General features: G+C 62.6%; 20 protein-coding genes. 12 read left to right on the forward strand and 8 right to left on the reverse strand.

The genetic code is table 11. The annotated features are described in order from the left end of the window. Positions 1–151: 151 nt before the first annotated feature. Positions 152–1,090, reverse strand: coding sequence for an ion channel (locus ABD919_RS07720; protein WP_345235395.1), 939 nt, complete (start codon positions 1,088–1,090; stop codon positions 152–154). A gap of 120 nt (positions 1,091–1,210) precedes the next feature. Beyond that, positions 1,211–2,053: a TrmH family RNA methyltransferase gene (locus ABD919_RS07725; protein ID WP_345235396.1), complete on the reverse strand. Its 843-nt coding sequence runs from the start codon at positions 2,051–2,053 to the stop codon at positions 1,211–1,213. Positions 2,054–2,134: 81 nt separating this feature from the next. Here ABD919_RS07725 and ABD919_RS07730 point away from each other — a divergent pair, with 81 nt between their 5' ends. The 6 genes from ABD919_RS07730 to ABD919_RS07755 all read left to right on the forward strand — a co-directional run bounded on the left by ABD919_RS07730 (position 2,135) and on the right by ABD919_RS07755 (position 7,583). Next, positions 2,135–3,634 (forward strand): sensor histidine kinase, encoded by a 1,500-nt coding sequence (locus ABD919_RS07730; RefSeq protein WP_345235398.1) that lies wholly within the window; start codon positions 2,135–2,137, stop codon positions 3,632–3,634. Between the two features lie 108 nt (positions 3,635–3,742). Beyond that, entirely contained in the window at positions 3,743–4,153 is a 411-nt protein-coding gene (locus ABD919_RS07735) for a response regulator (protein WP_345235400.1), read from the forward strand. Between the two features lie 174 nt (positions 4,154–4,327). Beyond that, a complete protein-coding gene (locus ABD919_RS07740; protein ID WP_345235401.1) occupies positions 4,328–5,272 on the forward strand; it encodes a hypothetical protein in 945 nt (314 codons plus the stop codon). A 121-nt stretch (positions 5,273–5,393) separates the two neighbouring features. Further along, on the forward strand, positions 5,394–6,143 hold the full coding sequence (locus ABD919_RS07745; protein WP_345235403.1) for an endonuclease III domain-containing protein: 750 nt from the start codon (positions 5,394–5,396) through the stop codon (positions 6,141–6,143). 86 nt (positions 6,144–6,229) lie between these two features. Then, a complete protein-coding gene (locus ABD919_RS07750) occupies positions 6,230–6,502 on the forward strand; it encodes a DUF167 domain-containing protein (protein ID WP_345235405.1) in 273 nt (90 codons plus the stop codon). Between the two features lie 40 nt (positions 6,503–6,542). Next, positions 6,543–7,583: an alkane 1-monooxygenase gene (locus ABD919_RS07755; RefSeq protein ID WP_345235407.1), complete on the forward strand. Its 1,041-nt coding sequence runs from the start codon at positions 6,543–6,545 to the stop codon at positions 7,581–7,583. A gap of 281 nt (positions 7,584–7,864) precedes the next feature. On the opposite strand, the gene ABD919_RS07760 is transcribed toward ABD919_RS07755, so the two are convergent. Then, positions 7,865–9,712, reverse strand: a complete 1,848-nt coding sequence (locus tag ABD919_RS07760) for a polysaccharide deacetylase family protein (protein WP_345235408.1) — start codon at positions 9,710–9,712, stop codon at positions 7,865–7,867. A 96-nt stretch (positions 9,713–9,808) separates the two neighbouring features. Here ABD919_RS07760 and ABD919_RS07765 point away from each other — a divergent pair, with 96 nt between their 5' ends. Together ABD919_RS07765 and ABD919_RS07770 are read left to right on the forward strand one after the other, a co-directional pair. After that, the gene (locus ABD919_RS07765; RefSeq protein WP_345235410.1) at positions 9,809–10,330 is read left to right on the forward strand and encodes a hypothetical protein; all 522 of its coding nucleotides are present in this window, start codon (positions 9,809–9,811) and stop codon (positions 10,328–10,330) included. A 20-nt stretch (positions 10,331–10,350) separates the two neighbouring features. Beyond that, entirely contained in the window at positions 10,351–11,757 is a 1,407-nt protein-coding gene (locus tag ABD919_RS07770; protein ID WP_345235412.1) for a M64 family metallopeptidase, read from the forward strand. A gap of 93 nt (positions 11,758–11,850) precedes the next feature. Here ABD919_RS07770 and ABD919_RS07775 read toward each other — a convergent pair whose 3' ends face one another. The 4 genes from ABD919_RS07775 to ABD919_RS07790 all read right to left on the reverse strand — a co-directional run bounded on the left by ABD919_RS07775 (position 11,851) and on the right by ABD919_RS07790 (position 15,951). After that, the gene (locus ABD919_RS07775; RefSeq protein WP_345235414.1) at positions 11,851–13,053 is read right to left on the reverse strand and encodes a threonine synthase; all 1,203 of its coding nucleotides are present in this window, start codon (positions 13,051–13,053) and stop codon (positions 11,851–11,853) included. A gap of 62 nt (positions 13,054–13,115) precedes the next feature. After that, positions 13,116–14,021, reverse strand: coding sequence for a LysR family transcriptional regulator (locus tag ABD919_RS07780; protein ID WP_345235416.1), 906 nt, complete (start codon positions 14,019–14,021; stop codon positions 13,116–13,118). A gap of 285 nt (positions 14,022–14,306) precedes the next feature. Continuing rightward, positions 14,307–15,167: a M28 family peptidase gene (locus tag ABD919_RS07785; RefSeq protein ID WP_345235417.1), complete on the reverse strand. Its 861-nt coding sequence runs from the start codon at positions 15,165–15,167 to the stop codon at positions 14,307–14,309. A gap of 262 nt (positions 15,168–15,429) precedes the next feature. Next, positions 15,430–15,951 (reverse strand): hypothetical protein, encoded by a 522-nt coding sequence (locus ABD919_RS07790; RefSeq protein ID WP_345235419.1) that lies wholly within the window; start codon positions 15,949–15,951, stop codon positions 15,430–15,432. 260 nt (positions 15,952–16,211) lie between these two features. Here ABD919_RS07790 and ABD919_RS07795 point away from each other — a divergent pair, with 260 nt between their 5' ends. From ABD919_RS07795 to ABD919_RS07810, 4 genes are all read left to right on the forward strand, one after another. Beyond that, positions 16,212–21,815 (forward strand): alpha-2-macroglobulin family protein, encoded by a 5,604-nt coding sequence (locus tag ABD919_RS07795; RefSeq protein WP_345235421.1) that lies wholly within the window; start codon positions 16,212–16,214, stop codon positions 21,813–21,815. 104 nt (positions 21,816–21,919) lie between these two features. Then, a complete protein-coding gene (locus ABD919_RS07800) occupies positions 21,920–22,510 on the forward strand; it encodes a hypothetical protein (RefSeq protein ID WP_345235423.1) in 591 nt (196 codons plus the stop codon). Between the two features lie 68 nt (positions 22,511–22,578). Beyond that, the gene (locus ABD919_RS07805) at positions 22,579–23,391 is read left to right on the forward strand and encodes a phosphodiester glycosidase family protein (RefSeq protein WP_345235424.1); all 813 of its coding nucleotides are present in this window, start codon (positions 22,579–22,581) and stop codon (positions 23,389–23,391) included. A gap of 259 nt (positions 23,392–23,650) precedes the next feature. Next, positions 23,651–24,049, forward strand: coding sequence for an OsmC family protein (locus tag ABD919_RS07810; RefSeq protein ID WP_345235425.1), 399 nt, complete (start codon positions 23,651–23,653; stop codon positions 24,047–24,049). A 242-nt stretch (positions 24,050–24,291) separates the two neighbouring features. On the opposite strand, the gene ABD919_RS07815 is transcribed toward ABD919_RS07810, so the two are convergent. Next, a complete protein-coding gene (locus ABD919_RS07815; protein WP_345235426.1) occupies positions 24,292–24,645 on the reverse strand; it encodes a hypothetical protein in 354 nt (117 codons plus the stop codon). Between the last annotated feature and the right edge of the window lies 1 nt (position 24,646).

Genomic DNA, 24,646 nt, shown 5'->3' on the forward strand with positions numbered 1-24,646 from the left:
CGGCTGGCCAGGGGATTTTTTTGTTTTATCTCGGCCAACGCGACAGTTGCTGTAAAAGCTTCCCGCGCAATTCACCATCTACATAACCCCCGTTGCATAGGACACAGCCTCTGGGCAGGGTAAGCGGCACTGCCGGCCACTTCACTCTTCCCTACCCCTGCTCCGTCGTTGAAATCAGTGCCAAATCCAGCAGCGTCTCCCCACTTTCGGTGGTACGGTAGGGCCGCACGAAGCGGTGGTTCCAGCGCAGCTCATCGTAGCGGTAAGAGCAGCGGGCGTTGATGTCCTGGGCGTAGGTATCGTCGAAGCCGCGCAGCAGGATAAGGATTTCGGCGTTTTGCTGCTCCAGGTCCTCGGCCGTGAGCTCATAGAGCGGCGACTCGGGGTCGATGTCGTGTACCAGGGTCCAGTTCAGGGGCAGGAACATAACGTTGTCGCGCTCCAGGGGCAGGGCGTAGTAGCGCCGGGTAAAGTCGGGCTGCATCACCGAAAAGATGAGGCGGGCCTTCATGTCGATAACGGTGTTGGTGCGCTCGTTGGCAATGCGCAGCATAAGCTTGCGCAGGCCGGTTTTCGGGTCGGGCGGGGTGATGATGGCGGCATCGGAAAACAGGATGCGGGCCGTAGGCTTGGAAAAGCGGGCGTAGAGCAGGCCGGTAATCAGGGCGAAGGTGAGCACGCCCACCAGGGCTTCGAAGGAGGCCAGCAGCCCCGCGGGAATGCCTTTGGGTGAAATAACACCATAGCCCACCGAATTGAACGTCTGCACCGAAAAGAAAAACGCATGCAGAAAACGCTCCAGCTCACTGGTGGACGTGGGCGCCCCCAGCAGGCTCTGCTCGTAGCCCAGGGCCAGAAAGCCCAGGGCAAAGCATACGTTGAGGAAAGTAAACCAGCCGGTAACCGCCGCAATAAAGCGGGGCCACGACAGGCTGACCCAGTAGTGGTACCAGTCGCCCTGCACCCAGGTAGGCCCCAGGCGTCGCACGTTAAACGAGCCGTCGCGGTTTACCAGCCGCTGGGTGCGGGCCGAAAACTTTTCCCCTAACCCGGGGTCCTGCGTGGGCAGCGGCGACGAAAGACGAGCCATGGAATTCAATTAACAATTAACAATGAGCAATGGGCAGTTGGCAATGAACCGTGAACAGGTAGCGATGAGCAATGGGCAGTAGCCTACGCCTTTCGTTGCTCACTGCCCATTGCTCATTATTCACTTTTCATTGCTCATTGCCTCGCGTTGGCGAATGGCTTCGAACGTGAGCACGGCCGTAGCCACGCTTACATTAAGCGAGTCGATGCGGCCACGCATGGGGATGATGATGGTTTCGTCGCAGGCTTCACGGGTAGCGGGGCTCAGGCCGTCGGCTTCGGTGCCCATGACCAGCGCCGTGGGGCGGGCAAAATCGTAGCGCGTATAGGGCAGGGCCTGCGGGGCCAGGGCTGCCGCGTGGGTACGAATGCCTTTTTCGCGCAAAAACTCCAGGATAGCGGCCATGGGCGCGGCCACGGTGGGCACGGTGAACACGCAGCCGATGCTGGCCCGGATAACGTTGGGGTTGTAGAGGTCGGTACGCGGGTCGCCGATGAGCACGGCATCGACCGGGGCGGCATCGGCCGTGCGCAGGATGGCGCCCAGGTTGCCGGGCTTTTCCACGGCTTCCAGCACTATCACCAGCGGGTTAGCGGGCAGGTGCAGGTCGGTAAGGCGGCGGTGGGGGGTGCGCAGCACGGCCAGGATGCCGTCGGAGCCCTCCCGGTAGGCTACTTTCTCAAATACCGGCCGGCTCAGCTCGTACCACTCGGGCCCGGCGCCGGGCACGGCGTCGAACAGGGCCTGCACGGCCGCCAGGTCCTGCGCCGGAAGCAGCTCGGGGCAGGTGAAAAGGGTGGCTACGGGCACGCCGGCCTCCAGCGCAATGCCCAGCTCCCGCCGGCCTTCCACCAGCGTGAGGCCCAGCTCGCGGCGCTCGGCGGCTTTTTGCTGCAGGCGCAGCAGCTGCTTGATACGAGGGTTCTGGGGGCTGCTGAGACGGTCGGTGAGAACAAGGCGCATGGCCGCGAAGATACGGCCCTGCCCGCCGGCCCCAACCCCGCACCCGCTCGTCGCGTTGAGGCCACACTACCTTCGCAGCGCATGCAACTTCAAACCGACACCAAAATCATCCTCGGCTTTGCCATTGCCATGAGCGTGCTGCTGCTCACCTCGGCTGCCTCGTTCTGGAGCATCCGGGGCCTAAGCATCCAAACCCGCTACGTGGAGCACACCTACCAGACCCTGCAGGAGGTGGAAAGCATCACGGCCGTGCTCAAAGACGCCCAGGCCGGCGTGCGGGGCTACCTGCTCACCGGCGACACCATTTACCTGCAACCCTACAGCATTGCCACCGACCAGCTCCCCAACAGCCTGCGCCGGGTGATGGAGCTGAGCGTAGAAAACCCTTCCCAGCGCGCCCGGCTCGACTCGCTGCGCAGCTTCGTGGAGCAGGAGTTTCGCATCCTGCGGCCCATGACGATGTCGACCCAGGTGATGGGCACCTTTGCCCGGCAAACGCTGCTCGACACCGACCGCCAGACCATGCGGCAGGTGCGGATTCTCTACAATCGCATTCGCCGCGAGGAGCTCGCCGCCCTGGCCCAGCGCAGCGCCCTGCAGGAAACCTTTGAGCGCACCACGCCCATTGCCGTGCTGCTCTCGGCCATCCTGGCCCTGGTGATAGTGGCAACGCTGGTGCGGAAAATCGTGCGCGAGCTGGCCGACAACCGCCGGCTGCAAGCCGAGCTAACGACCGTTAATGCCGGCATTACCAAGCGCATTGGAATCATCCGCGGGCTGGCCGAGCAGGTAGTACGCGGCGACTATAAAGTAAAGATTCCCGACAAGGAGCAGGACAGCCTGGGCGGACTGGCCGGGCTGCTCAACCGCATGACGGAGGCCCTCGACCAAAGCTTCAGTGCCCTGGAAAAGCGCAACCAGGAGCTCGACCAGTTTGCCTACGTGGCTTCCCACGACCTGAAGGCCCCCCTGCGCGGCATCACCACCATTGTGAAATGGATTGAGGAAGAGCTGACTACGGAGCTCTCGCCGCAAATGCGCACCTACCTGGAGCAGATGAAAGGACGGCTGGCCCGCCTCGATGACCTCATCAACGGCCTGCTGGCTTATGCCCGGGTGGGCCGCACCACGTACACGGCCCAGGAAGTGAACGTGGCCAAGCTGGTGCACGAGGTGGGCGAGCTGGTGGTGCCCCCCTCCTTTGAGCTGGACATCTCGCCGTCGCTGCCCACTTTTGTCACCAACCCCCTGAGCCTGCAGCAGGTATTCACAAACCTGCTGAGCAACGCGGTGAAGTACCACCACCGCGGCAACGGCCGCCTGACCGTGAGCTGCCAGGATGCCGGCGACTTCTTCGAGTTCCGGGTGCAGGACGACGGGCCGGGCATCGCACCGGAGTACCACCAGAAGATTTTTTTGCTGTTTCAGACCCTGCGCGACCGGCACAGCAGCGAGAGCACCGGGATTGGCCTTAGCATCGTTAAAAAAATAATTGACGAGCAGCAGGGCACTATTCGGGTAGAATCAGCCGTTGGAGAAGGTGCGGCCTTTGTATTTACCTGGCCCAAAGCCCAGGCCTGAGCACGCCCCGGGCCGCACTTTGCTTTATTTCATCGCACCTTAACCTTTCGGGCCCGACCTTTGCTGCGGGTTCCGAGGCTGCACCCAAGCAGCGCACCCCTGATTGCCATGCGCTCCGTACTACTAGTAGAAGACGATATTTTCGACACCATGACGGCCGAGAAGTCGTTCGTCAAGTTTAACGTTCCCCACCAGCTGCACACGGCTTTTAACGGGGAAGAAGCCCTCGACCTGCTGCTGGGCCGCAACGGGGCCGAGCCCATTCGGCCCCTGCCCGAAGTGATACTGCTCGACCTGAACATGCCCCGCATGAACGGCTGCGAGTTTCTGACCGAGCTGCGGGCAAACCCGGAGCTGCAAAGCATTCCGGTTTTCATCACCACCACTTCGGAGATGGACCTGGACCGCATGCAAGCTGAGAAGCTGGGCGTCAACGGCTACATACTCAAGCCTCTGGACTTTGAAACCGGCACCGACCTTTCGGACAGCCTGAGCCTGCTGGAAAAGCTGCTGAAATAACCAGCGACGCGGCCTGGTTGGAAAGACTGGCTCTTTTGCCTGAACTTGCGCGGCGCAGCGGTGGAATTTACGCTGGGTGTATTTCGTTTGGCTGGCATGGCTGTGGGCTGCGTTAGCCCCAGTGGCTGGGTATCGCCCCCGCTGCTTGGCCACTACGGTTCTTAATTTTCCCTGATGAAAGCTTCCTTTGCCATTTCGGTGTTGCTGCTGGCCTGGAGCACGGGCTTGGTCCAGGCGCAAGACGACGGTCCGCGCCAGCTGGGTGCGCCGCCTACGGTGCCGCCCCCGCCCCCCCGCCGCACCGAAGCCCCCCGCCAGCTGAACACGCCGCCCGCACCGGTACCGGACACGGTGCGCCGGGCGGCGGCCCCGGCGCCATCACCGGCTCCGGTGTATGAACCCACCCCGGCCGGTAAGCTGCCCGGCGGCAGCACCCGGGCAGCGCGCTACCGGGTAGGCCTGAAAAGCGGCATGGTCTACAACGTGTACGATGTAGAGGTGAAGACCCCGCTGTTTGGCCGCACCTACCTGCTGCTCGATGGGCAGCGGAAAATAGAGTTCGACCAGGTAGGGTACTACGAAGACGAAACCGGGCACTACGTGCGCACCAACCTGCCCGGCTCCTCACGCGAGAGCACCCTGCGGCGCGATAAGGACGGCCGCATCAGTCTGTACTCCATTACCACTACCCAGTATAACTCCATGCCTTACGGTGGCCGCATGGGCTATGGCGGCATCGGCTACGGCGGCATGGGCTACGGCGGGTACCCCTACGGTGGCTACCGCACAGTAAAAACCGAGTACTTCTCCAAGGACAACGGCCCGATTCAGAACCTCAGCGTGCGCAACCTGGCCCTGGCTACCAGCGACCACGCCGGGGCCCAGCAGCTGCTGGCCGATGCCCGCCGCTACCAGAAAGCGGCCGTGGCGAGCTACGTGGTGGGGGGCGGCCTACTCGCCTACGGGCTGGTTCAGACCCTGCGCCCGGGGCAGGACGGAGCGCGGCTTTCGCCTTTTATGTTTGCCTCCATCCCGGTGTTCATTGTTCCGATAGTGATGCAGAGCAAGCAAGCCGAAAACCAGCGCCAGGCTATTTCCCTGTATAACAGCACACAATAGCGAACCTGGTTAAGTTAGCTGGCCGGCAGGCCCAGCCCCGGGAAGGGGCCGGGTTTGCCGGCCAGCTGCTTTCCGGACCTGCGGCCTCATCCGGAAAGGGCGCCGGGTGCGTAGGAAGGGCATGAAAGCTACTGCCGAGCCGGCTGCCACTCCGGGCTCCCCCGAATTTGCCGAGCGCCAGGGCAAGGCCCTGCGGGTGCATGCGCGGCTTTGCGCCGAGTACGGCGCGCCCTTCCGCTTTTTCAGCACCAAAGACCCGCTCAGCGAGCTTATCAGCGCCCTGCTCTCGCACCGCACCAAGAATGCCGACTCGCACCGCGCCTTTCAGCAGCTGCGGGCCGCTTTCCCGAGCTGGGAAGAAGTGCGCGACGCCCCTACCCCTGCCGTAGAAGCGGCCATCAGCGCCTGTACCTGGCCCGAGCAGAAGGCCCCGCGCATTCAGGCCGTGCTGCGCGAAATCAGCCGACGCTGCGGCGACGAAAGCCGCCCGCCCTGCAGCCTCGACTTCCTGGCCGACCTGCCCATTCCGGAAGCCCGGGCCTGGCTGGAAAGCATTCCGGGCGTGGGCCCCAAAACCAGCGCCGCCACCCTGCTGTTCAGCTCGCTGCGCCGGCCGGCTATGCCCGTCGACAGCCACCACCACCGCGTAGCCCAGCGCCTGGAGCTGATTGGGCCGAAAGTGGGCGAAGGCCCGGCCCACGCCCTGCTGGCCGCCCTGCTCCCACCCGGCTGGGACGCCCAGCAGGTGTACGACCACCACGAAGCCCTGATGTTTCACGGGCAGAAGTGCTGCTACTTTCACTCCCCCGCCTGCCACCGCTGCGTGGTGCTGAGCGAGTGCCCGTTTGGCCAAAGCCGGGTGAAGATGTAGCGCGGACTTTCAGTCCGCGCCCTTAACTTGGGCAGGTTCGCGGATTAAAAGTCCGCGCTAAAATCAAAACGAAGTTCATCGCGCCCTTGATATTGCATCTGCGCGCCAAGCCGGGCGCTAAAAGCACGGCCCTGCTGCGCGCCGCCGATGGCAGCCTGACGGTACGCCTGAAGGCGCCGGCGCAGGATGGCCAGGCCAATGCCTGCCTGCTGGCTTTCCTGGCCGAGGTGTTTGGCGTCAGCAAAAGCAGCGTTACGCTGCTGAGCGGACACACGGCGCCGTTCAAAAAGGTAGCAGTAGCCGGCGTAGACCAGGCCCGGGGCGCGGAAATTCTGGCCCGTCTCACGGGTGGCGAATAGCCTAATGCTGCTATCTTGCTGCAAAACAAGCTGGCTACCTATGCTCCCTACTTTCCGCGACCTGCGTTACCTGCTGGCGTACACCGTGCCGGGTACGGCCCTGCTGGGCCTGGTGCTGGGCGGTGCCTGGACCTGGCTTACCCTGGCCTACGCCTTCGGCGCCGTGCCGCTGCTGGAATGGCTGCTGCGCCCAGTACCACCCGTGGCCGGCCAGCCGGCGGCCACCGAAGCCCGGCGCCACCCTTTTTTTGACGGGCTGCTGTATACCAACGTGCCGCTGCAGTACGGGCTACTGGCCTTTTTTCTCTACCGACCCAGCACGGGCGCTTTCAGTGCGGCCGAAACCACAGGCGCCATCTTCAGTGTAGGCATCTGCTGCGGGGCCCTGGGCATCAACGTGGCGCACGAGCTGGGGCACCGCGCCCGCAGCTGGGAGCAGCGCCTGGCCCAGCTGCTGCTGCTGAGCAGCTGGTACCCGCACTTTTTTATTGAGCACAACCGCGGCCACCACCGCCACGTGGCCACGCCACACGACCCGGCCACGGCCCGGCTGCACGAAGGATTCTGGCAGTTCCTGCCCCGGGCAGTGCTGGGCGAGTACCGCGGTGCCTGGGCGCTGGAGGCAGAAAGGCTGGGCCGCGAAGGCAAGTCCCGCTGGTCGGCGGGCAACCAGATGCTGCAGTTTCAGGCGGCGCAGGGCCTGCTGGCCGGGCTGGTGCTGGCATTTTTTGGCGGCCAGGGCCTGCTGTACTGGCTGGCTGCCGCCGCTGTGGGCTACGTGCTGTTTCAGCTTGTCAACTACGTGGAGCACTACGGCCTGCAGCGCCAGCGCACGGCCAGCGGCGCCTACGAGCGGGTGCAGCCCCACCACTCCTGGAACTCCGAGCACCCCCTGGGCCGCATCCTGCTCTATGAGCTCACGCGCCACTCCGACCACCACTACCTGGCCTCCCGGCCCTACCATACCCTGCGCTTTCAGCCCACCAGCCCCCAGATGCCTACCGGCTACCCGGGCATGATGCTGCTGGCCACCCTGCCCCCACTCTGGTTCCGGGTGATGAACAAACGGGTTTCGGGTTGATTTTTTGATGTGCTGATGCTTCGATGTGCTGATGGGTGATGGGTGATGGGTGATGGGTGATGGGTGATGGGTGATGGGTGATGGGTGATGAATGAGAAGGTAATAAGAACGTCATGCTGAGCGAAGGCAAAGCCGTAGTCGAAGCATCTTGCCTGCAGCAGTAACTCCCCATAAAAAAGGTATACTCTCGTGGTAAAGATGCTTCGGCTGCGCTCCGCTCCGCTCAGCATGACGTTCTTTTTTCCTCCTCACCTCATCACTTCATCACCTCCTCACCAAAATCACTTCTTCCGCTTCCAGCGGTAGTATTTGCGGTACCAGGGGGAAGTCTTTTTGAACAGGCTGCCGGGCGTTTCGTTGGGAAACATGTTGACCCGGAACACTTGCATCCGGTCATCTTCGAGGTGCATGCCGCCGGTGTCGGTGGCGATGCCGAGGGCGAAGCCGGCGGCGCGCACGGCCTGCTTCACGGCGGGGTTCAGGTCGCCGTAGGGATAGGCGAAGGTTTCTACCGTGGTATGCAGCCCGGCTTCGAGGCGGGCTTTGCTTTCGCGGATTTCCTGGGCGGCCTCGGCCAGCGGCAGGGTGCTGAGGCGGGGGTGGCTCAGGGTGTGGGCCCCGATTTCCCAGCCGGCGGCCACAAACGCCTGCTTCTGCCCGGCGTCCATGATTTCGGCACGCGGCTCGTCGGGGTCGGTGTCGGCGTCCCACTTGTTGTAGCGCAGGTCGAAGTCGCCCAGCAGGTACAGCACGCCGCGGTAGCCGTACTGCTGCATCAGGGGCAGCAGGTTGGTGTAGTTGTCGGTGTAGCCGTCGTCGAAGGTAAGGATGATGGGGCGGCCGGGAAACTGGCTGAGCGGGGTTTCACCGCGCGCAAACCTGAGGTAGTCGGCAAAGGTGATGGGCGTGAGGCCCCGCTTTTTGAAGTAAGCCAGGTGCTGCGCGAAGTTGTCGCGGGTCACGTAAATCTGGTGCTTGCTCGCCAGCGGCGCGTCCGGAATCTTGTGGTACATAAGCACCGGGATGTAGTCGGGCACGGCCTTTTTCATGCGGGCCGACAGGTAGGCTTCCAGCACGGCGGCCGCCACCCGGGATAGGTCGTAGCGGGCCCGCACCTGCTGCTGTACACCGGCCGCCACCGGCCGGGGCTGACTCAGGAAAGCCCGGGCATCGGCCAGCACGGCGGCGTAGTCGACTTCGGTGGCGCCAACCCGGGGCGAGATGTCGCCAAAGTTCGAGGCCGCTGCATCTTCCAGGCTGGCCTCGGTAACCAGGCCGGCGTAGCTGGCTTCGCCCAGGGCCAGCACGTTGCGGCCCAGGCCCAGGGCTTCGATGGCTACCCGGCCGGCCCCGATAACCAGGGTGGTGCGGGCCAGCCAGGCGGCTACATCGTCGGTGAAGCCCACCACTTCTACCCGCTCGCCATAACTGGCCTGCAGCCCGGCCAGGGCCGCTTTGCCAGGGGCCGGCAGCCCTTCCATCTCCCCGCCGATTAAGGCCAGGCGCAGAGCCGGGAGCTCGGCCAGCAGGGCCGGGAATACCTGCTGCAGCAGGGCCGCGGCCCGCTCTCCTTTCCCCCCGTTGAACCGGCCGATGAAGGCAAGCCGGGGCGGCTCGCTGGCCGTGGCACTACGCGCGGCTACCGCCTCCAGCTGCCCGAAGGCTATGCCGTTGGGAATGGTCACTATCTTGGCGGGGTCCATCTGCACTTCCTGCTGCAGGTGAGTGCGCAGGTTGTTGCAGATGGCAATCACCTTGTCGCCGTACATGTCGAAGAGCGAGGTGGAGGCATGCAGGTGCTGGCGGCCATGCACGGAGCTCACCAGCGGCACTTTGCTACCTAACAGCCCAAAATAGGCCACCCAGCTGGCGGCCCGGGAGTGGGCGTGCACCACGTCGATGCCCTCGCGCTGCACCAGGCGGCGAATCAGCTGGATGTGCTGCAGGCGCTGCCGGTACTTGCGGTTGCTGATGGCAGCCTTAAGCTGCGTGGCCCGGGTAGGCAGCTGGTCGGAATCCGACAGCATCCACACCTGGTGGCCCTGGGCCAGGTGGGCCTCGGCCAGCTGCACGGCATAGGCCGCCGAGCCGGCGTAGAAGTTGGCAGAAAGGACGTGAAGGATGCGCATAAAAAAGCCGGCGGGGCTGTTCCGACGGCCAACAAAGGTAAAGAGCAGCGGCGGCCCTGGCTTTTGACTTCGCAATCAGCTGCTTATTTTTGAAGCATGAGCACGCATGGCCGGGCCGTTTTTCTTTTCCTGGCCCTCCTTTCCGGCCTGGGCGCCTGTGCCCGGGCGCCTTATCAGTACCAGCCCCTGGCAAGTAGTCCTGCTACGGCGCCGGGCAGCCAGGCGCTGGCTCCGCAGCTGCTGTTTGTGTCGTTTAAAATGAGCAGCCTGCCCCCGGGCCCGCGCCGCATCGAGCTGCTGAAAGCCCTGGCCGTGGCCGGCGAAGCCAATGCCCAGCCCGAAGACGTGGCCGGCCCCGCTTACCTGCTGCTGACCCAGCTCGACGCGGCGGGCAAGCCCCAGGGCCCCGGGCAGCGCCTGCCCCACCCCTTGCAGCTGCACCTGGAGGTGCCCGCCGAAGGCAGCAGCGGCCGGCTGGAGCGGCATGAGGCCACCCTGCCCGAGGCCGAGTTCTTCGTGCGCCTGGCCCGGCAGCCGCAGGCCGTGAGCATACGTGTGGAAGAAGTTAATCCCGCAGCCCCCGCCCCCGTTTCCGCTACCTTTCCCTTGCACCTTTAACTGCTTTTTGCCACCGCTTTATGAAAGACTTTACCCTGCTGCTGGCCTTCCTGCTGCTGGGCGCCACCAGCGCTCTGGCCCAAACCTTTCCGGTGGATACCCTTATCAAAAACGGCCCGCTGAATGGCCGCATCAACCTGGTGTTTGTGGGCGACGGCTACCAGGCCTCGGAGATGACGCGCTTCCGCACCGACGTGGACCAGATGGTGGCCGACCTGTTTGCCATTGAGCCTTTCCGCCAGTACCAGCGCTACTTCAACGTGTTTGCCATTCGGGTGCCATCGGCGCAGTCGGGCACCACGCACCCGCGCACGGCCTCCGACTGCGGCAGCATGGCCCCCAGCTTCCCCCAGGGCACGGCCAACACCTACTTCGGCACCCGCTTCGACAACGCCGGCGTGCACCGGGCCGTGGTGACGGGCAACCAGAGCGCCCTGGCGGCCGTGCTGGCTACCAACTTCCCGCAGTACACCCAGGCAGCCGTAATTGTGAACACCACGCAGTACGGCGGTACCGGCGGCGCCATCGCCACCATCACGGCCCACCCCTCGGCCAGCAACATCTGCATTCACGAGATGGGCCACTCCTTTGCCAACCTGGCCGACGAGTACTGGGCCGGCGCGGCCTTTGCCAACGAGCGCGCCAACCGCACCCAGCCCGGCGTAACGGGCTCGCTGCGCTGGCAGAGCTGGGTGGGGCAAAACGGCGTGGGCAACTACCCCTACGTGGAAGACCCCAGCTGGAGCAAGCCCCACCAAAACTGCAAGATGCAGTTTCTGAGCGCCCCCTTCTGCGCGGTGTGCACCGAAACCATTATCGAGCGCATTCACTCCGGCGCCCGCTCGCTGGAAGCCTTCACCCCCACTACCCAGACCATAGCGAACCCCAGCCAGGCGGTGCCGTTCACCCTGACCCTGCTTCGGCCCCAGCCCAACACCCTGAAAGTAGCCTGGAAGCGCGACGGCGTAGTGTTTGGCGGCAACACCGACCAGCAGACCGTGCCGCTGGCCTTGCTCACGCCCGGCAACCACACCATCCGCGCCGAGGTGATGGACACCACCACGGCCAGCCACAGCTCGGTGCATCGCATCGTACACCGCTACGTGGTGCAGTGGGACATCGAAAACACCGTTACCGGCACCCGCATGACGGCCTCCACTTCGGAGTACAAGGTAGAAACCTTCCCCAACCCGGTGGTGGACGTGCTGAACCTGTCCTACACCCTGTCCAAGGCCAGCGAGGTGCGCCTGGCGGTAGTAGACGCCGCCGGCCGCCGCATCAAGACGCTGAGCCGGGGGCGGCAGGCCGCTGGCGTCTACAAGTACGAGCTGGGCCGCGAAGAGCTGGGGCTGAAGCAAGCCGGCGTGTACACTCTGCTGCTCGAAATCGACGGAATGGTGTTCGACCGCAAGCTGGTGAAGGAATAGAGCCTTTGGCCTCAGTTAAAGTTAAAAGTTGAGAGTTAAAAGTTAAAATACCCTTCAGGTAAAGGATTTTAACTTTTAACTCTCAACTTTTAACTACTCCAAAGCGCGGCCAGCCACGTTGTCGAGGTACTTCTGGGCGCTGCCCGTGTTCAGCAGCAGCACCCGCTCGTTGGGGCGCAGCCAGCCGCTGGCCAGCAGCTGCCTGGTCGCCATCCACACGGCAGCCCCTTCGGGAGCTACGAACAGGCCTTCCTGCCGCCCTAGCTCGCGCATGCCCGCCAGCATGTCTTCCTCGCTGATGCTTACCACGGTGCCTTCTGACTCCTGCAGCACGCGCAGCATCAGCGCCTCGCCCAGGGGATGGGGTACGGCCAGGCCATTGGCCAGGGTAGCCTGCCCCTGGTAGTGCTGGCAGTTGGGCTGCCGGCCCTGGTAGGTTTCCAGCAGCGGACAGCAGTTGGCAGCCTGCACGGCCACCATGCGCGGCAGCGGCGTGTGGGGTGCCAGCCAGCCCAGGGCCTTCATCTCCTGAAAAGCCTTCCAGATGCCGATAAGGCCGGTGCCCCCGCCGGCGGGGTACAGCAGCACGTCGGGCAGCTGCCAGCCCAGCTGCTCGGCAATTTCATAGCCCATGGTTTTCTTGCCTTCGAGGCGGTAAGGCTCTTTAAGCGTGGATATGTCGAGCAGGGCCCCATCAGCGTTGCGCTGCCGCACCCGGGCCCCGCAGTCGCTGATAAGGCCGTCGACCAGCTCGACTTCGGCCCCATACCAGTAGCATTCTTCCTTGAACGCCTTGGGCGTGTGCCGGGGCATGACCACCACCGCACGCAGGCCGGCCCGGGCGCAGTACGCCGCCATGGCCACCCCGGCATTGCCGGCAGTGGGAATAATGCAGCCTTCCACCCCCAGCTCCCTGGCCTTGGATATGGCCATGCTCAGGCCGCGGGCCTTAAAGGAGCCGGTAGGATTCTGGCCTTCGTCTTTGAGCAGCAGCGAAGCCAGCTCGTAGCGGGCAGCCAGGCGCGGCAGCTGAAGCAGCGGCGTCAGGCCTTCGCCCAGCGTCACTTTGTTTTCGCTATGCAGCAGGGGCAGCAGCGCCCCGTAGCGCCACATGGAGGAATCGGTCTGCTCGATGGCATCGCGGCTCAGGGGCTCCTGCAGGTCGTAGCCCGCTACCAGGGGCAGCTGGCAGCAAGGCGAAACGCGCTGCAGAACGAATGGGGAATAAGCACTGCCGCAGCCAGCGCAATGCAGCTCGGCCAGGCGGGAGTAGGGTTCGGAGGCTACCAGTTTCATGGGCGGCAGTACGCGCGCCTTCCGCTGCAGTATGCCTTTCAAGCATGGGATTTTGGAATAGGCTATTCCTTGCCCGAATAGTAGCGCCGCGTGAACTGCAGAAAGTCTTTGTACGGCGCGTTGTTCTCCGTCCCCTTGCGCTGAATGAAGTTGAACTCGCGCCTGAGCGGGAAGTCCCGGATAAGAACTTCCGAAAACTCACCCGACGCCAGCTCTTTCAGCACGGCCTGCCGGGGCAGAAAGGCCAGGCAGTTGTCGACGCGCACAAAGTTCTTCAGGGCTTCGGTGCCGCCCAGCCGCACCCGCACCGGCAGGGCCGCCAGCTTAATTCCTTTTCGGGCCAGGGCTTCTTCCAGCACGGCCAGCGTGCCCGAGCCGGCTTCGCGCAAAGCCAGGGGCGTGGTCAGCAGGTCGTGCACGTCGAGGCGGCGCTTTTCGAGCGGGTTGCCGGCCGCGCACACGGCTACCACTTCGTCGGTCAGCAGGGGCGTGTAGGTGACGTTGCTCACCTTGTGAATGCCCTCGATTATGCCCAGCTCAATCTCATGGTCGAGCAGCGCACGCAGGATGTTGTCGGAGTTGCGGTTTTTGAGGCTGAGCTGCTGCCCGGGGTGGCGGCGTAGGTAAGCGGCCACCACCGGCGGCAGCACGTAGAGCGAGATGGTGGTGCTGGCTCCAATGAGCAGGTGCTGCCGGGGCACAAACTCCGTGCTCAGCTCGCTCATTTCCTGCACTAGCTCCTGCTGCAGCTGCCGGGCCTGCAGCAGCTTCTGGTACAGCTTCAGGCCGGCGTCGGTTAGCTGAATGCTGCTGCCCAGGCGCTCAAACAGCCCGGTTTTGTAGTACTCTTCCAGGGCCTTCACCTGCTTGCTCACCGCCGACTGGCTGATGAACAGCGCCTGGCTGGCCTTGGTAAAGCTCAGCCGCTGGGCTACTTCCAGGAAAACCTCGTGGGCGTGAGAAAGCACTTTTTTAATTAAAAATTATGAATTAAAAATTAAAAATTTCAGGAGGCTATTTCGTCGCCCAGAATGGTAGGTGAAATTTGTTTGTAGGATGTAGAGACGCAACCGAAGGTCAGCGCAGCTAACATCTTGCGTCTCGTCGTTGAACGATGCTAATAGAACGTCCTATTGGCGCCGTTCCGGAGACTCCAACTATTAGCTGCTAGCTGCGCTGACCTTCGGTTGCGTCTCAACCTCGCTTCATTGCATCGCCAGCGCAATTTTTAATTCTTAATTTTTAATTTTTAATTAAATCCCCAGCATGGCGCCGTACACGCCATTCACTACTTCGGCCATGCGGGGGAAGTCCAGGGTGTCGATGGTGTCGGTTTTCTGGTGGTAGTTAGGGTTGCGCAGGAAGGACGTGTCGTTAATCATCACGGCCTGGTAGCCGCAGCGCCAGTAGTTGCGGTGGTCGGACAGGCCGGCCAGGCCCATGCTCTCGGGCAGGTTGATGCGCTGCACGTCGATTTTGGCGTGGGGCTGCATCAGGCGCTGTACCCGCTCGGTAATGGCTTCTTGGCCGGTTTTGCCCACCACCACAATGAAGTTGCCGGTGCTGGGATACATGCGGGCCAGAGCTTCGTTGGGGAAGCTCTGGGAGTTGGGCGCGTCGCTGAAGTAGCCTATCATCTCGTAGCAAATCATGGCGCGCACCTTGGCCCCGGCTTTCTTCAGGGAGTTGGCGTGCACGGCGCTGCCCATGTAGTCGGTGGCGAAGTAAGGCGGCTCCTCGTTGGGGTAGGCCACGAAATCGATGCGTAGCGACAATTTGGGCTTGTTCTGGTGCAGCAGGCGGGCGGTTTCGAGCAGGCCAGCCACGGCGCTGGCGTTGTCGTCGGCCCCGGGCTGGTCGCCGCACACGTCGTAGTGGGCGCCCAGCACGATGCGCTCGGCCTCGGGCGGACCGAAGGAGGCGATGATGTTGCGGTAGAGGCGGCCGTCGGCTTTGAACTGCTGCTCGGCAATGGCGCAGTCGAGCTTTTCGAAGGCGCCTTTGATGTAGTCGGCGGCTTTGTTGAGCGAGGTCAGGTTGTGGCAGTTGCGGGCCGGGTGAATACTGGTGAGAAAGGCAACGTCGGCCTGGAGGCGGGTTTGGCTGGCGGGCATGGGCGGGCGGGTGAGTGAGAGGGCAAGAATACGAGGAATAGCGGGAGATGGGGAAGGTTGGGCGCCTTTCACCGCAGAAGACGCAGGGCTTGCGCAGAAGAATCGCAGAAGGTTGTGCTTATACCCAAGCATGCGAAGCCCTACTCTTCCTTGTCGCTTTTTCCTGCGCCCATCTTCCTTTTAGAATGTCCCCTTCTTTGGCCTGAAACTGCTTAAAGCAGCCCCCACTCGTTACTTGATTTCTTTTCCCGCACAGGTGCCCCTAAGCAGCCTGCCGCTCGAGCAGCTTCACATTGCCCCGCAGGTCCATCAGAAAGCAGTGAACCTGCAAGCCATATTTCTGCTCAATCTCCTTCGCCAGCATTGTGGAGCTAATTCGCTGGCATCCTTCTTCCCCTTTATCGGCCAGTACTTCTTTGGTAACGAAGGCCCGGTAGGCACCACAGTTTTCGTGCTCAACGATGTATACGTCCTCGATTTTATGCAGGGCCTTGGCAATGCCCAGGTGCTCGTGCAAGGTTTGCTCCCAGGAAGCCGGCTTGAACTTCCTTACATCGAACTTGCCCCCGGCCTCGTCGTCAACCTCATTTTTCCAGCCCTCCAGCTTCAGCAGCGTAGTGCCCAGCGAGGAGCCCGCCAGAATGAAATGGTCGTAGCGATTGGTGAGGTTTTCATGGTCCATAAAGCGAACCAGGTCGTCCATCAGCCGCAGGTCGATGCAGCTGATAAGGAGCAGGTTTTTCTTGGGCACCTGGTAGCCTTCGGTCGGATACGTGCGGTTCATAAGCAAACGAAAAAGGAGTGACGGGATAAATTAAAAGTCAAGCCCAAACTGATTTGAGCAAGCAGCACCTGCGCAACGCCTTAAGCGGAAGCACCGGGTTTGGACAGCACCGGCGCGCACTGGTATTCGCCTATCTTAGATACTGGCCCAGCCCTGCCTGGTTTTGCATCATCCGCTGAAAAAAGCGGGAATTTTCGGGAAATAAATTCTGCCAAACCCCGGCAGTAGCGTACCTTCCGGCCGTATTATCTCCCCTACCCATGCTGGCCCGCTTTCGCTTTCTGCCGCTGCTCTTCCTGCTGCTGGCGTCCGTTTCCTCGTGCTCTAAAAAGTCGGCCGAAGAGCAGGCCCAGGAGGCCGCCCAGGGCGACGGCGAGGAAATTGACCCCTACTCCAACCTCGTCTTCACCTTCGACGAAGCCGTGGTCACCGACGCCATGCTCAACCGCTGGGACACCACGCAGTTTGTGAGGTTTCAGCCCGCCGTGCGCGGCAAGTTTAAGTGGACGGCCGACCGGGAGCTGACCTTCTCGCCCCTGGAGCCCTTCCGGCCCAGCACGGTGTTCGAGGCCGCCCTGCGCCCCGAGGCCCTGCCCAGCGGCAAGCAGAAGCTGGAGCTCAACCGCCGGAAGTTTCACACGCCCTACCTGAGCATGGCGGCCCCGCAAGTGTTCTACGGCCGCTCGCAGCGGGCCAGCGGCACGGCCGAGCTGCGCGCCAACCTGCTGTTCAACTACCCCGTGCGGCCCAGCGACCTGCGCCCCCTGCTGAAAGTGACGCAGGATGGCAAGCCGGTGGCGGTGGAAGTCAGCTCGGCCGAGCCCGACAAGGCCGTGGCCCTGACCTTTATGCAGGACGTGCGCCCCGGCTCCTCGGTGATTGTGGACGTGGCCCCCGGCCTCAAGCCCGTGGCCGGCGACAAGCCCACCGACAAGCCCCTCACCGCCCAGGTGCAGGTGCCCGAGCAAAACCTGCTGGAAGTGCGCGAGCTCACCGGCGCCCTGCTCAACGGCGAGCCCGTGGTGACGCTGCTCACCAGCCAGCCCGTGGCCGTGCAGGACCTGCAGGCCTCGGTGCACGTGACCCCCGCCGTGGCCTTCAGCCTGGAAGCCCTGGAAAGCGGCTTCACCCTGAAAGGCGGCTTTGAAGTAGGCAAAACCTACCAAGTGACCCTGGACGAAGGCACCCGCGGCCTGCTTGGCGGGCAGCTCATGGACAAGTACAGCCAGCCCGTGGCCTTTGGCGTGGAGCGGCCCACCATCAGCTTTATCAGCGGGGAGAAAGCCATGTACCTCGACGCCCTGGGCAGCCGCAACCTGGGCTTGCGCATCAATGAAGTGCAGAAAGTGAAGGTGACCATTGCCAAGGTGTACGCCAACAACATTCAGCAGCTGCTGAACCGGGGCAGCGACTACGGCTACGGTGGTGGGGAATATGGCGGCGACGAAGGCGGCGAAGAGGGTGGTGAGGAAGGCGACGGCGAGTACGTAGACCACAGCTACCGCTACTACAACACCGAGCAGGTCGGCGATGTCCTGTCGGAGCGCACCATCTCGGTGAATGCTCTGCCCAAGCAGGGCGGCCTGCGCCTGCTCAACCTCAACCTGAAAGAACTGGAGTTCACCGGTCCCATGAAAGGGCTGTACGTGGTGCGCGTGCAGGACACCGAGCGGCAGTGGCTGCAGGTAAGCAAGCTGGTGGCCGTCACCGACGTGGGCCTGATTATCAAGCAAAGCGCGGCCGGCGTTACCATCTTCGCCAACTCCATCCGCACGGCCGAGCCCCTGAGCGGGGTGACGGTGAACCTGGTGAGCTCCAACAACCAGGTGATTGGCACGACCACCACCAGCACCTCCGGCGTGGCCGAGTTCGACTCCGTCACCTTCCAGCGCCGCTTCAAGCTGGCCATGGTGACGGCCGTGAAAGACGCCGACTTCTCCTTTCTTTCGCTGGACCGCAGCAAGGTGGAAACCTCGCGCTTCGAGGTGGGCGGCCTGCAAAGCAACGCGGCCCGCTACCAGGCTTTCCTGTACGGCGACCGCAACCTGTACCGGCCCGGCGACACCGTGCGCACCAACACCGTGGTGCGCACCGAGGACTGGCAGACGCCGCCCGCCGGCCTGCCCCTGAAAATCCGCCTGCTGCTGCCCACCGGCAAGGAATACGCCGTGCTGCGCCAGAAGCTCAACGCCGTGGGCTCATTCGAGGCCCGCTTTATCCTGCCGCCGGCCATCATGACCGGGCTGTACACCCTGGAGGTGCTGACTGGCAACGACGTGCTGCTGACGTCCAAGCAAATCAGCGTGGAGGAATTCATTCCCGACCGCCTGAAGGTGACCGTGACGGCCGCGCCCACCGTGCTCAAGCCCGGGCAGAGCGTAACGGCCAGCGTGCTGGCCCTGAACCTGTTTGGCCCGCCGGCCACCGACCGCAAGTTTGAGGTGGAGTTTTCGCTGCGCAGCAAGGTATTTCAGGCCAAAAAGTACCCCAGCTACTCCTTTGCCATCAGCAGCGGCTCGCGGCGCGGGCAGCGCTACTACTACGACGAGAGCGGCGAGGCCGGCAGCGAAGACGGCTCCAGCCTGGATGCCCGCTTCGAGAAAACCGTGCGCGAAGGCACCACCGACGAGGCCGGCAAAGGCACGGCCAGCTACGACGTGCCCGACACCCGCGACCTGGGCACGCTCGAAGGCACGGCCTTCGTCACGGTATTCGACGAAACCGGGCGGCCGGTAAACCGCCTGGCTACGTTTGAGGTGCAAACCCAGGCCACCATGTTTGGCATTCAACGGATGCAGGATTTGGTGAGCACCCGCCAGCCGGTGCCGCTGCGTTTTATGGCCCTCACGCCCAAAGGCCAGCCCACTTCGGCCCAGGCCACCATCAAGGTGGTGCGCCTGCTCTGGGAAACGGTGCTCGAGCGCCAGGGCGGCCGCTACGTGTACAACTCCCAGCAGCGCGAGCAAACCATTCTCACCAAAACCCAGGCGGTGGGCAGCGAAACGGGGCTCAGCTTCACCCCCATCTACTCCGGCGAGTACGAGGTGCGCATCAGCCGGCCGGGGGCGGCTACGTACGTGGCCCAGAGCTTCTACGCCTACGGGGCCGGCGACACCCAGGCCAACTCCTTCGAGGTGAACAACGAGGGCGAGGTGAGCATTGAGGCCGACAAGTCCAAATACGAGCCCGGCGAAACCGCCACCCTGCTGCTGAAGTCACCCTTCCCCGGCCGCATCCTCGTGACGGTGGAGCGCGGCAAGCTGCTGGAGCACTTCTACGTGAACACCGACCAGAAATCGGCCCAGGTGAAGGTGAGCATCAAGGCCGAGCACGTGCCCAACGTGTACGTGACGGCCACCGCCATCCGCGCCATCACCGACAACCGCCTGCCCCTGACCGTGGCCCGCGGCTTCGTGCCCCTGACGGTGGAAAAGCCCGGCGCCCGCCTGTCCGTGGGCATCAAGGCGCCCGCCCTGAGCCGCTCCCAGACTTTCCAGACCATTGAGGTGAGCACGGCGCCCAACGCCCAGGTGACGCTGGCCATGGTGGACGAGGGCATTCTGCAAATCAAAAACTACCAAACGCCCGACCCCTACGGCTACTTCTACCAGAAGCGCGCCCTGGAAGTATCGGCCTACGACGTGTACCCCTTCCTGCTGCCCGAGCTGGGCAGCAGCAGCACCGGCGGCGACGGCTCCGACCTCTCGCGCCGCACCACGCCCGTGCCCAACCGCCGCGTGAAGCTGCTGGCTAAGTGGAGCGGCGTGCTCACCGCCGACGACGAGGGCAAGGTGCGCTACAAGCTGCGCGTGCCCCAGTTCAGCGGGGCCGTACGCATCATGGCCGTGTCGTACAAAGGCGACCAGTTCGGCCACGCCGAGCACACCATGAAGGTGGCCGACCCGGTGGTGATTTCGACGGCGCTGCCGCGGTTTATGAGCCCCGGAGATACCATCGACGTGCCGGTGACCCTGACGAATACGACCAATAAAACTATTACTGGTTTGGCTGGCGTTACCCTTGTCAAATCTTCTTTGGGCATGCGGCCGGATGCCGGTGTACTTCAGGCAATAGCAAATGAAGAAGAATTAAGAAATGCGCGGGACGTTACCGGAGACGGCTCCAGCCGACAGGTTACCCTTCCCCCAAATGCTGAGCGCCGGGTAAATTTCCGTATCAGAGCAGTCAATCTGGGCAACGGCGTCATAACTGCTGCCCTGCTCACTGACAGCCCAAATCCAAAAGAGAAAGTCTTTTCCGAAGTCATCGAACTCCCGGTGCGCCCCGCCTCGCCGCTGGAAAAACGGACCGGCAGCGGCTCCCTGGCCGGCGGCAACTCCGTCCCGCTCAACCTTAAAACCGACTTCTTCCCGGCCACGCAGCGCAGCCAGCTCGTCATCAGCCGCTCGCCGATGGCCGAGTTCAGCAAGGATTTGCGCTATCTGCTGCAGTACCCCTACGGCTGCCTGGAGCAAACCGTATCGGCCGCCTTCCCGCAGCTCTACTACGGCGATTTGGCCGGCACCCTGCAAACCAAAACCGGCGCGGCGGCCAAGGCCCAGCGCTACAACCCCAACTACCACGTGCAGGAGGCCATCCGCAAGATTGAGAGCATGCAGCTCTACAACGGCAGCCTGAGCTACTGGCCCGGCGGCGACTACGACAACTGGTGGGCCACGGCCTACGCCGCTCACTTCCTACAGGAAGCCCAGCGCGCCGGCTTCCAGGTGAATAAGTCGGTGCTCGACAAGGTGCTGCGTCACCTGCAGTTCCGCCTGAAAACCCGCGAGACGGAATCCTACCGCTACTTCGACGCCAGCAACATTGCCCGGGAGCGCACCATCGCCAGCAAGGAAATTGCCTACTCGCTCTACGTGCTGGCCCTGGCCGGCCGCCAGGACGCCGTGGCCCTGAACTACTACAAAGCCAACCGCCAGCTGCTGGCCCAGGACTCGAAGTTCCTGCTGGCCTGCACCCACGCCCTGCTGGGCAACCAGCGCCAGTTCCGCAGCCTGCTGCCCACCAGGTTCGGCGGCGAAGTGGCCGCCAAGCGGGCCCTCGACGGCTCGTTCTACTCCCCCATCCGCGACATGGGCCTGGTGCTGAACGCGCTGATGGAAACCGACCCCAACAACCCCCAGGTGCCCGCCCTCACCCGGCAGCTCAGCCGCGCCCTGAAAGATGCCCGCTGGCTCAACACCCAGGAGCGCGCCTTTGGCCTGCTGGCCCTGGGCAAGGTGGCCCGCCGCAACGCCGGCAGCACCGCCACGGCCACCATCCTGGCCGACGGCAAGCAAATTGGCTCCTTCAGCGGCAAGGACCTGACTATTCCCGGCGTGGCTAACCGCAACATCAGCATCAAGGGTGCCGGCAGCGGCAGCCTGTTTTACTTCTGGGAAGTGGAAGGCGTGTCGCCGGGCAGCACCGTGCTGGAAGAAGACAGCTACCTGAAAGTGCGCCGGCAGTTCCTCAACCGCAACGGCGGTTACATGGGCACGCCCACCTTCCGCCAGAACGATTTGGTGGTCGTCAAAATCACCATCGAAGCCGGCGATGCGGCCGGCACGGTGAAAAACGTGGCCATCACCGACCTGCTGCCCGCCGGCTTGGAAATTGAAAACACCCGCCTCGGCGCCATCCGCGAGCTGGACTGGGCCAAAGACGCCAGCCAGCCCGACTACATGGACATCCGCGACGACCGTATTAACTTCTTCACCACCGCCACCGGTGAGCCCAAGCACTTCTACTACATGGCCCGCGCCGTTTCGAAAGGAACGTTCAAGCTGGGCCCGGTGAGTGCCGATGCCATGTATAACGCGGAATACCATTCCTACAATGGCGCTGGCACGGTACGGGTGCGGTAAGGGCGGTACCGCGGACTGTAGAGACGCAACATTTTGCGTCTCGTCGTTGAACGAGCCAGTGGAACGATATTGATGTTTTAACGGCGCGGTCCCGGAGACGCAAAATGTTGCGTCTCTACATACACAAAGGCAGCTTCGACCAGATGAAAGACGGAATTTTTGCCGATAAATACCGTATTGCTTCAGCCAGGCGTCCAGGGTATGATTACGGCCAGGCTGGTTGGTATTTCATCACCATATGTACGCAAGGACGTCAGCCTTATTTCGGCAGCATTCAACCTGCAGGGGGTGCTTTGGCCGATGCTTATCTGCTAGGCACCGCTTTAGCCGTGCGGGCTATAGAATGCTGGCAGCAAATTCCCCAACACTTTCCTTTTGTCGAGCCCGATGCGTTTGTCGTTATGCCTGACCATGTGCATGGCATTCTTTTCTTTCACCAGTCAGTAGAAAGGTTGAACTCTCTTGCCCCGACTTTTGGCCCGCAAAGCAAAAATCTGGCAGCAGTGGTGCGGGGCTTTAAAGTTGGTGTAAAGGCGTGGGCTACGCACTCAAGCCTCGATTTCGCTTGGCAACCACGCTATTTTGACCGGGTTATTCGCAATGAAATTGAATTGCAGAAAATACGGGACTACATCAAAAACAACCCTAATCGATGGGATGCTGACAGCTGCCACGACAGTGGTGTATTTGTCTAAGCTCGGCTTATTGACTTATGCGGACTTTTATTGACCGGCTTTCGCATCGTTCAACGACGAGACGCAAAATGTTGCGTCTCTACAGCCTGCTGGCGGCTTGTTTTTGCGCGGCAGCCTCCCCTGCTGCCCCGGAGGTAACATGGCAGCAGCTAAGCCCTGGGCTGGCGCTTGGGGAATACCGCCCGACCGTGAAATCAGACATTGGCGACTCCAAAATCACCATCCTGCGCATCAACCCCCGGCAATATTCCTTCCGGCTATTGGAATCGGTACGCTACAAGGGCAAGGCCCGCACCGCGGCGCAGTGGTGCCAGCAGGAAAAGCTGCTGGCCTGCATCAACGCCGGCATGTACCAGCCCGACGGCCGCAGCGTGGGCTACATGCGCGACCACCAAAGTATTAACAACGCCAGCTTGGGCAACGACAACTCCATTCTGGTGTTTAACCCCGCCGACAGCCTGCGGCCGGCCATCAAGCTGATTGACCGCAGCTGCGAAACCGACTGGGCGCAGCAGCTGCGGGCCTACCACTCGGCCTCGCAAAGCATTCGCATGGTAGACTGCCAGGGGCGAAATACCTGGGCCGCCCAGCCCAAGCGCTGGAGCTCGGCGGTGTGGGCCATGGACCAGGATGGCAACGCGCTGATGATTTTTTGCCGCTCGCCCTACAGCATGCACGACTACGTTGACATTCTGCTGCAGTCGCCCCTGAAAATCAGCCAGGCCATGTACCTGGAAGGCGGGCCGGAAGCCAGCCTGTCCATCCGCAGCGGCCAAACCGTGCGCAACCTGTTTGGCAGCTACGAAACCGGCTTCGTTGAGAACGACAACTCCCAAGCCGCATTTCCCCTGCCGAACGTTATCGGGATAGTGAAGAAGTAGCGGTTTGGGCAGCCATTAGAACGTCATGCTGATTGAACGTCATGCTCATCTGGCGTCCGCTTGTCGAAGCATCTTGCCGGCGGCAGTAATCCTTTTTGATTGGGTTTACTCTCGTGGTAGAGATGCTTCGACTTTGCTCAGCATGACGTTCTAAATGATTTCCTAAACAGCTTTTCCAAGCCAGTACTAAGGATAAGAATTTGCCTCGTAGCCGCTTATTTGCACAATACAGCGCCGCTTTCCTTTTTAACTTGCGCTTATGCCTACAATCCAAGGCCGCAGCAGCGCCACCCCCTACCGCACCGACCTGCTGCTGGAGCAGGGCTTCACTTCCATAGCCGATGCCTCCCGCGAGGACGGCGGGCAGGCGCAGGGCCCTGCCCCGGGCGAGCTGCTGGCCGCGGCCCTAAGTGCCTGCACCTGCATAACCGTGCGGATGTACGCCGCCCACAAGCAGTGGCCGCTCACGGCAGTGGAAGCTGTGGTTTCCTTCGAGCAAGACGAGCGGCACGTCATCAGCCGGCTGGAGCGCGAGCTGCACCTGCACGGCGAGCTAAGCCCCGAGCAGCGCCTGCGCCTGCTGAAAATTGCCGAGCAGTGCCCCATCCACAAAACACTGGCGCCGGCCATCTCCATCACTACCCGTTTGGCTGGCTAAAGCAGTTATCAGGTTGGGGTACGGTAACGCGGAATTTCATTCCGCGCCTGCATGCCGTTTAACTGCCGCTACCGTCGCGGAGACGCGGAATGAAATTCCGCGCTACACCCCACGGCTCTGTACCCCATCTTGCAAACCACGATAGGCGGGCTGCCGGCTGACAGACACCTACCGGCAGTCTGGGCTTACAGGCATAAGCTTCTTCAATAGCCCACTCGTCCGGACGGCTACCTGTTGTCCGATTATCTGGGCAGGTCCAGGCCAATTTTGCGGGCCACATCGGCAGCAATGGCGCTATTTTCATAGGGGTAGGCATGCCCTGGCTCCGAAATCTTTGCCCGCGGCAGCTTGTCGTGCACATAAGCTCGGATGCGCTGCCGCTGCTCTTCCGAGTAGCGCCCACCGATAAGCACGAGGTCGACGGCGGGCAGCGTCCGGAGCAGCTCCATGCCTTCGGCTTCGCTTAAGGAGCCAAATACCGTAAAGGGGCCCAGAGCGGCCAGGAGCTGCATCACCTCCTGCCGCCGGTGGGGGTTGCCGCCAAAAAGCACAATAACTGCGGTGGAGCGGGCGGGCGTTTCGTTTGCGAGCGTCATA

It is taken from the genome of Hymenobacter saemangeumensis, assembly GCF_039541835.1.
Classification (GTDB): domain Bacteria; phylum Bacteroidota; class Bacteroidia; order Cytophagales; family Hymenobacteraceae; genus Hymenobacter; species Hymenobacter saemangeumensis.

Excerpts from the sequence above, each read along its gene's own strand:
- ABD919_RS07720 (WP_345235395.1), bottom strand. The coding sequence starts at position 1,090 with ATGGCTCGTCTTTCGTCGCCGCTGCCCACGCAGGACCCCGGGTTAGGG.
- ABD919_RS07805 (WP_345235424.1), top strand. The coding sequence starts at position 22,579 with ATGTTGCGTCTCTACAGCCTGCTGGCGGCTTGTTTTTGCGCGGCAGCC.
- ABD919_RS07770 (WP_345235412.1), top strand. The coding sequence starts at position 10,351 with ATGAAAGACTTTACCCTGCTGCTGGCCTTCCTGCTGCTGGGCGCCACC.
- ABD919_RS07815 (WP_345235426.1), bottom strand. The coding sequence starts at position 24,645 with ATGACGCTCGCAAACGAAACGCCCGCCCGCTCCACCGCAGTTATTGTG.
- ABD919_RS07785 (WP_345235417.1), bottom strand. The coding sequence starts at position 15,167 with ATGCCCGCCAGCCAAACCCGCCTCCAGGCCGACGTTGCCTTTCTCACC.
- ABD919_RS07800 (WP_345235423.1), top strand. The coding sequence starts at position 21,920 with ATGTTGCGTCTCTACATACACAAAGGCAGCTTCGACCAGATGAAAGAC.
- ABD919_RS07735 (WP_345235400.1), top strand. The coding sequence starts at position 3,743 with ATGCGCTCCGTACTACTAGTAGAAGACGATATTTTCGACACCATGACG.
- ABD919_RS07795 (WP_345235421.1), top strand. The coding sequence starts at position 16,212 with ATGCTGGCCCGCTTTCGCTTTCTGCCGCTGCTCTTCCTGCTGCTGGCG.
- ABD919_RS07810 (WP_345235425.1), top strand. The coding sequence starts at position 23,651 with ATGCCTACAATCCAAGGCCGCAGCAGCGCCACCCCCTACCGCACCGAC.
- ABD919_RS07790 (WP_345235419.1), bottom strand. The coding sequence starts at position 15,951 with ATGAACCGCACGTATCCGACCGAAGGCTACCAGGTGCCCAAGAAAAAC.
- ABD919_RS07745 (WP_345235403.1), top strand. The coding sequence starts at position 5,394 with ATGAAAGCTACTGCCGAGCCGGCTGCCACTCCGGGCTCCCCCGAATTT.
- ABD919_RS07760 (WP_345235408.1), bottom strand. The coding sequence starts at position 9,712 with ATGCGCATCCTTCACGTCCTTTCTGCCAACTTCTACGCCGGCTCGGCG.
- ABD919_RS07740 (WP_345235401.1), top strand. The coding sequence starts at position 4,328 with ATGAAAGCTTCCTTTGCCATTTCGGTGTTGCTGCTGGCCTGGAGCACG.
- ABD919_RS07725 (WP_345235396.1), bottom strand. The coding sequence starts at position 2,053 with ATGCGCCTTGTTCTCACCGACCGTCTCAGCAGCCCCCAGAACCCTCGT.
- ABD919_RS07755 (WP_345235407.1), top strand. The coding sequence starts at position 6,543 with ATGCTCCCTACTTTCCGCGACCTGCGTTACCTGCTGGCGTACACCGTG.
- ABD919_RS07765 (WP_345235410.1), top strand. The coding sequence starts at position 9,809 with ATGAGCACGCATGGCCGGGCCGTTTTTCTTTTCCTGGCCCTCCTTTCC.
- ABD919_RS07775 (WP_345235414.1), bottom strand. The coding sequence starts at position 13,053 with ATGAAACTGGTAGCCTCCGAACCCTACTCCCGCCTGGCCGAGCTGCAT.
- ABD919_RS07730 (WP_345235398.1), top strand. The coding sequence starts at position 2,135 with ATGCAACTTCAAACCGACACCAAAATCATCCTCGGCTTTGCCATTGCC.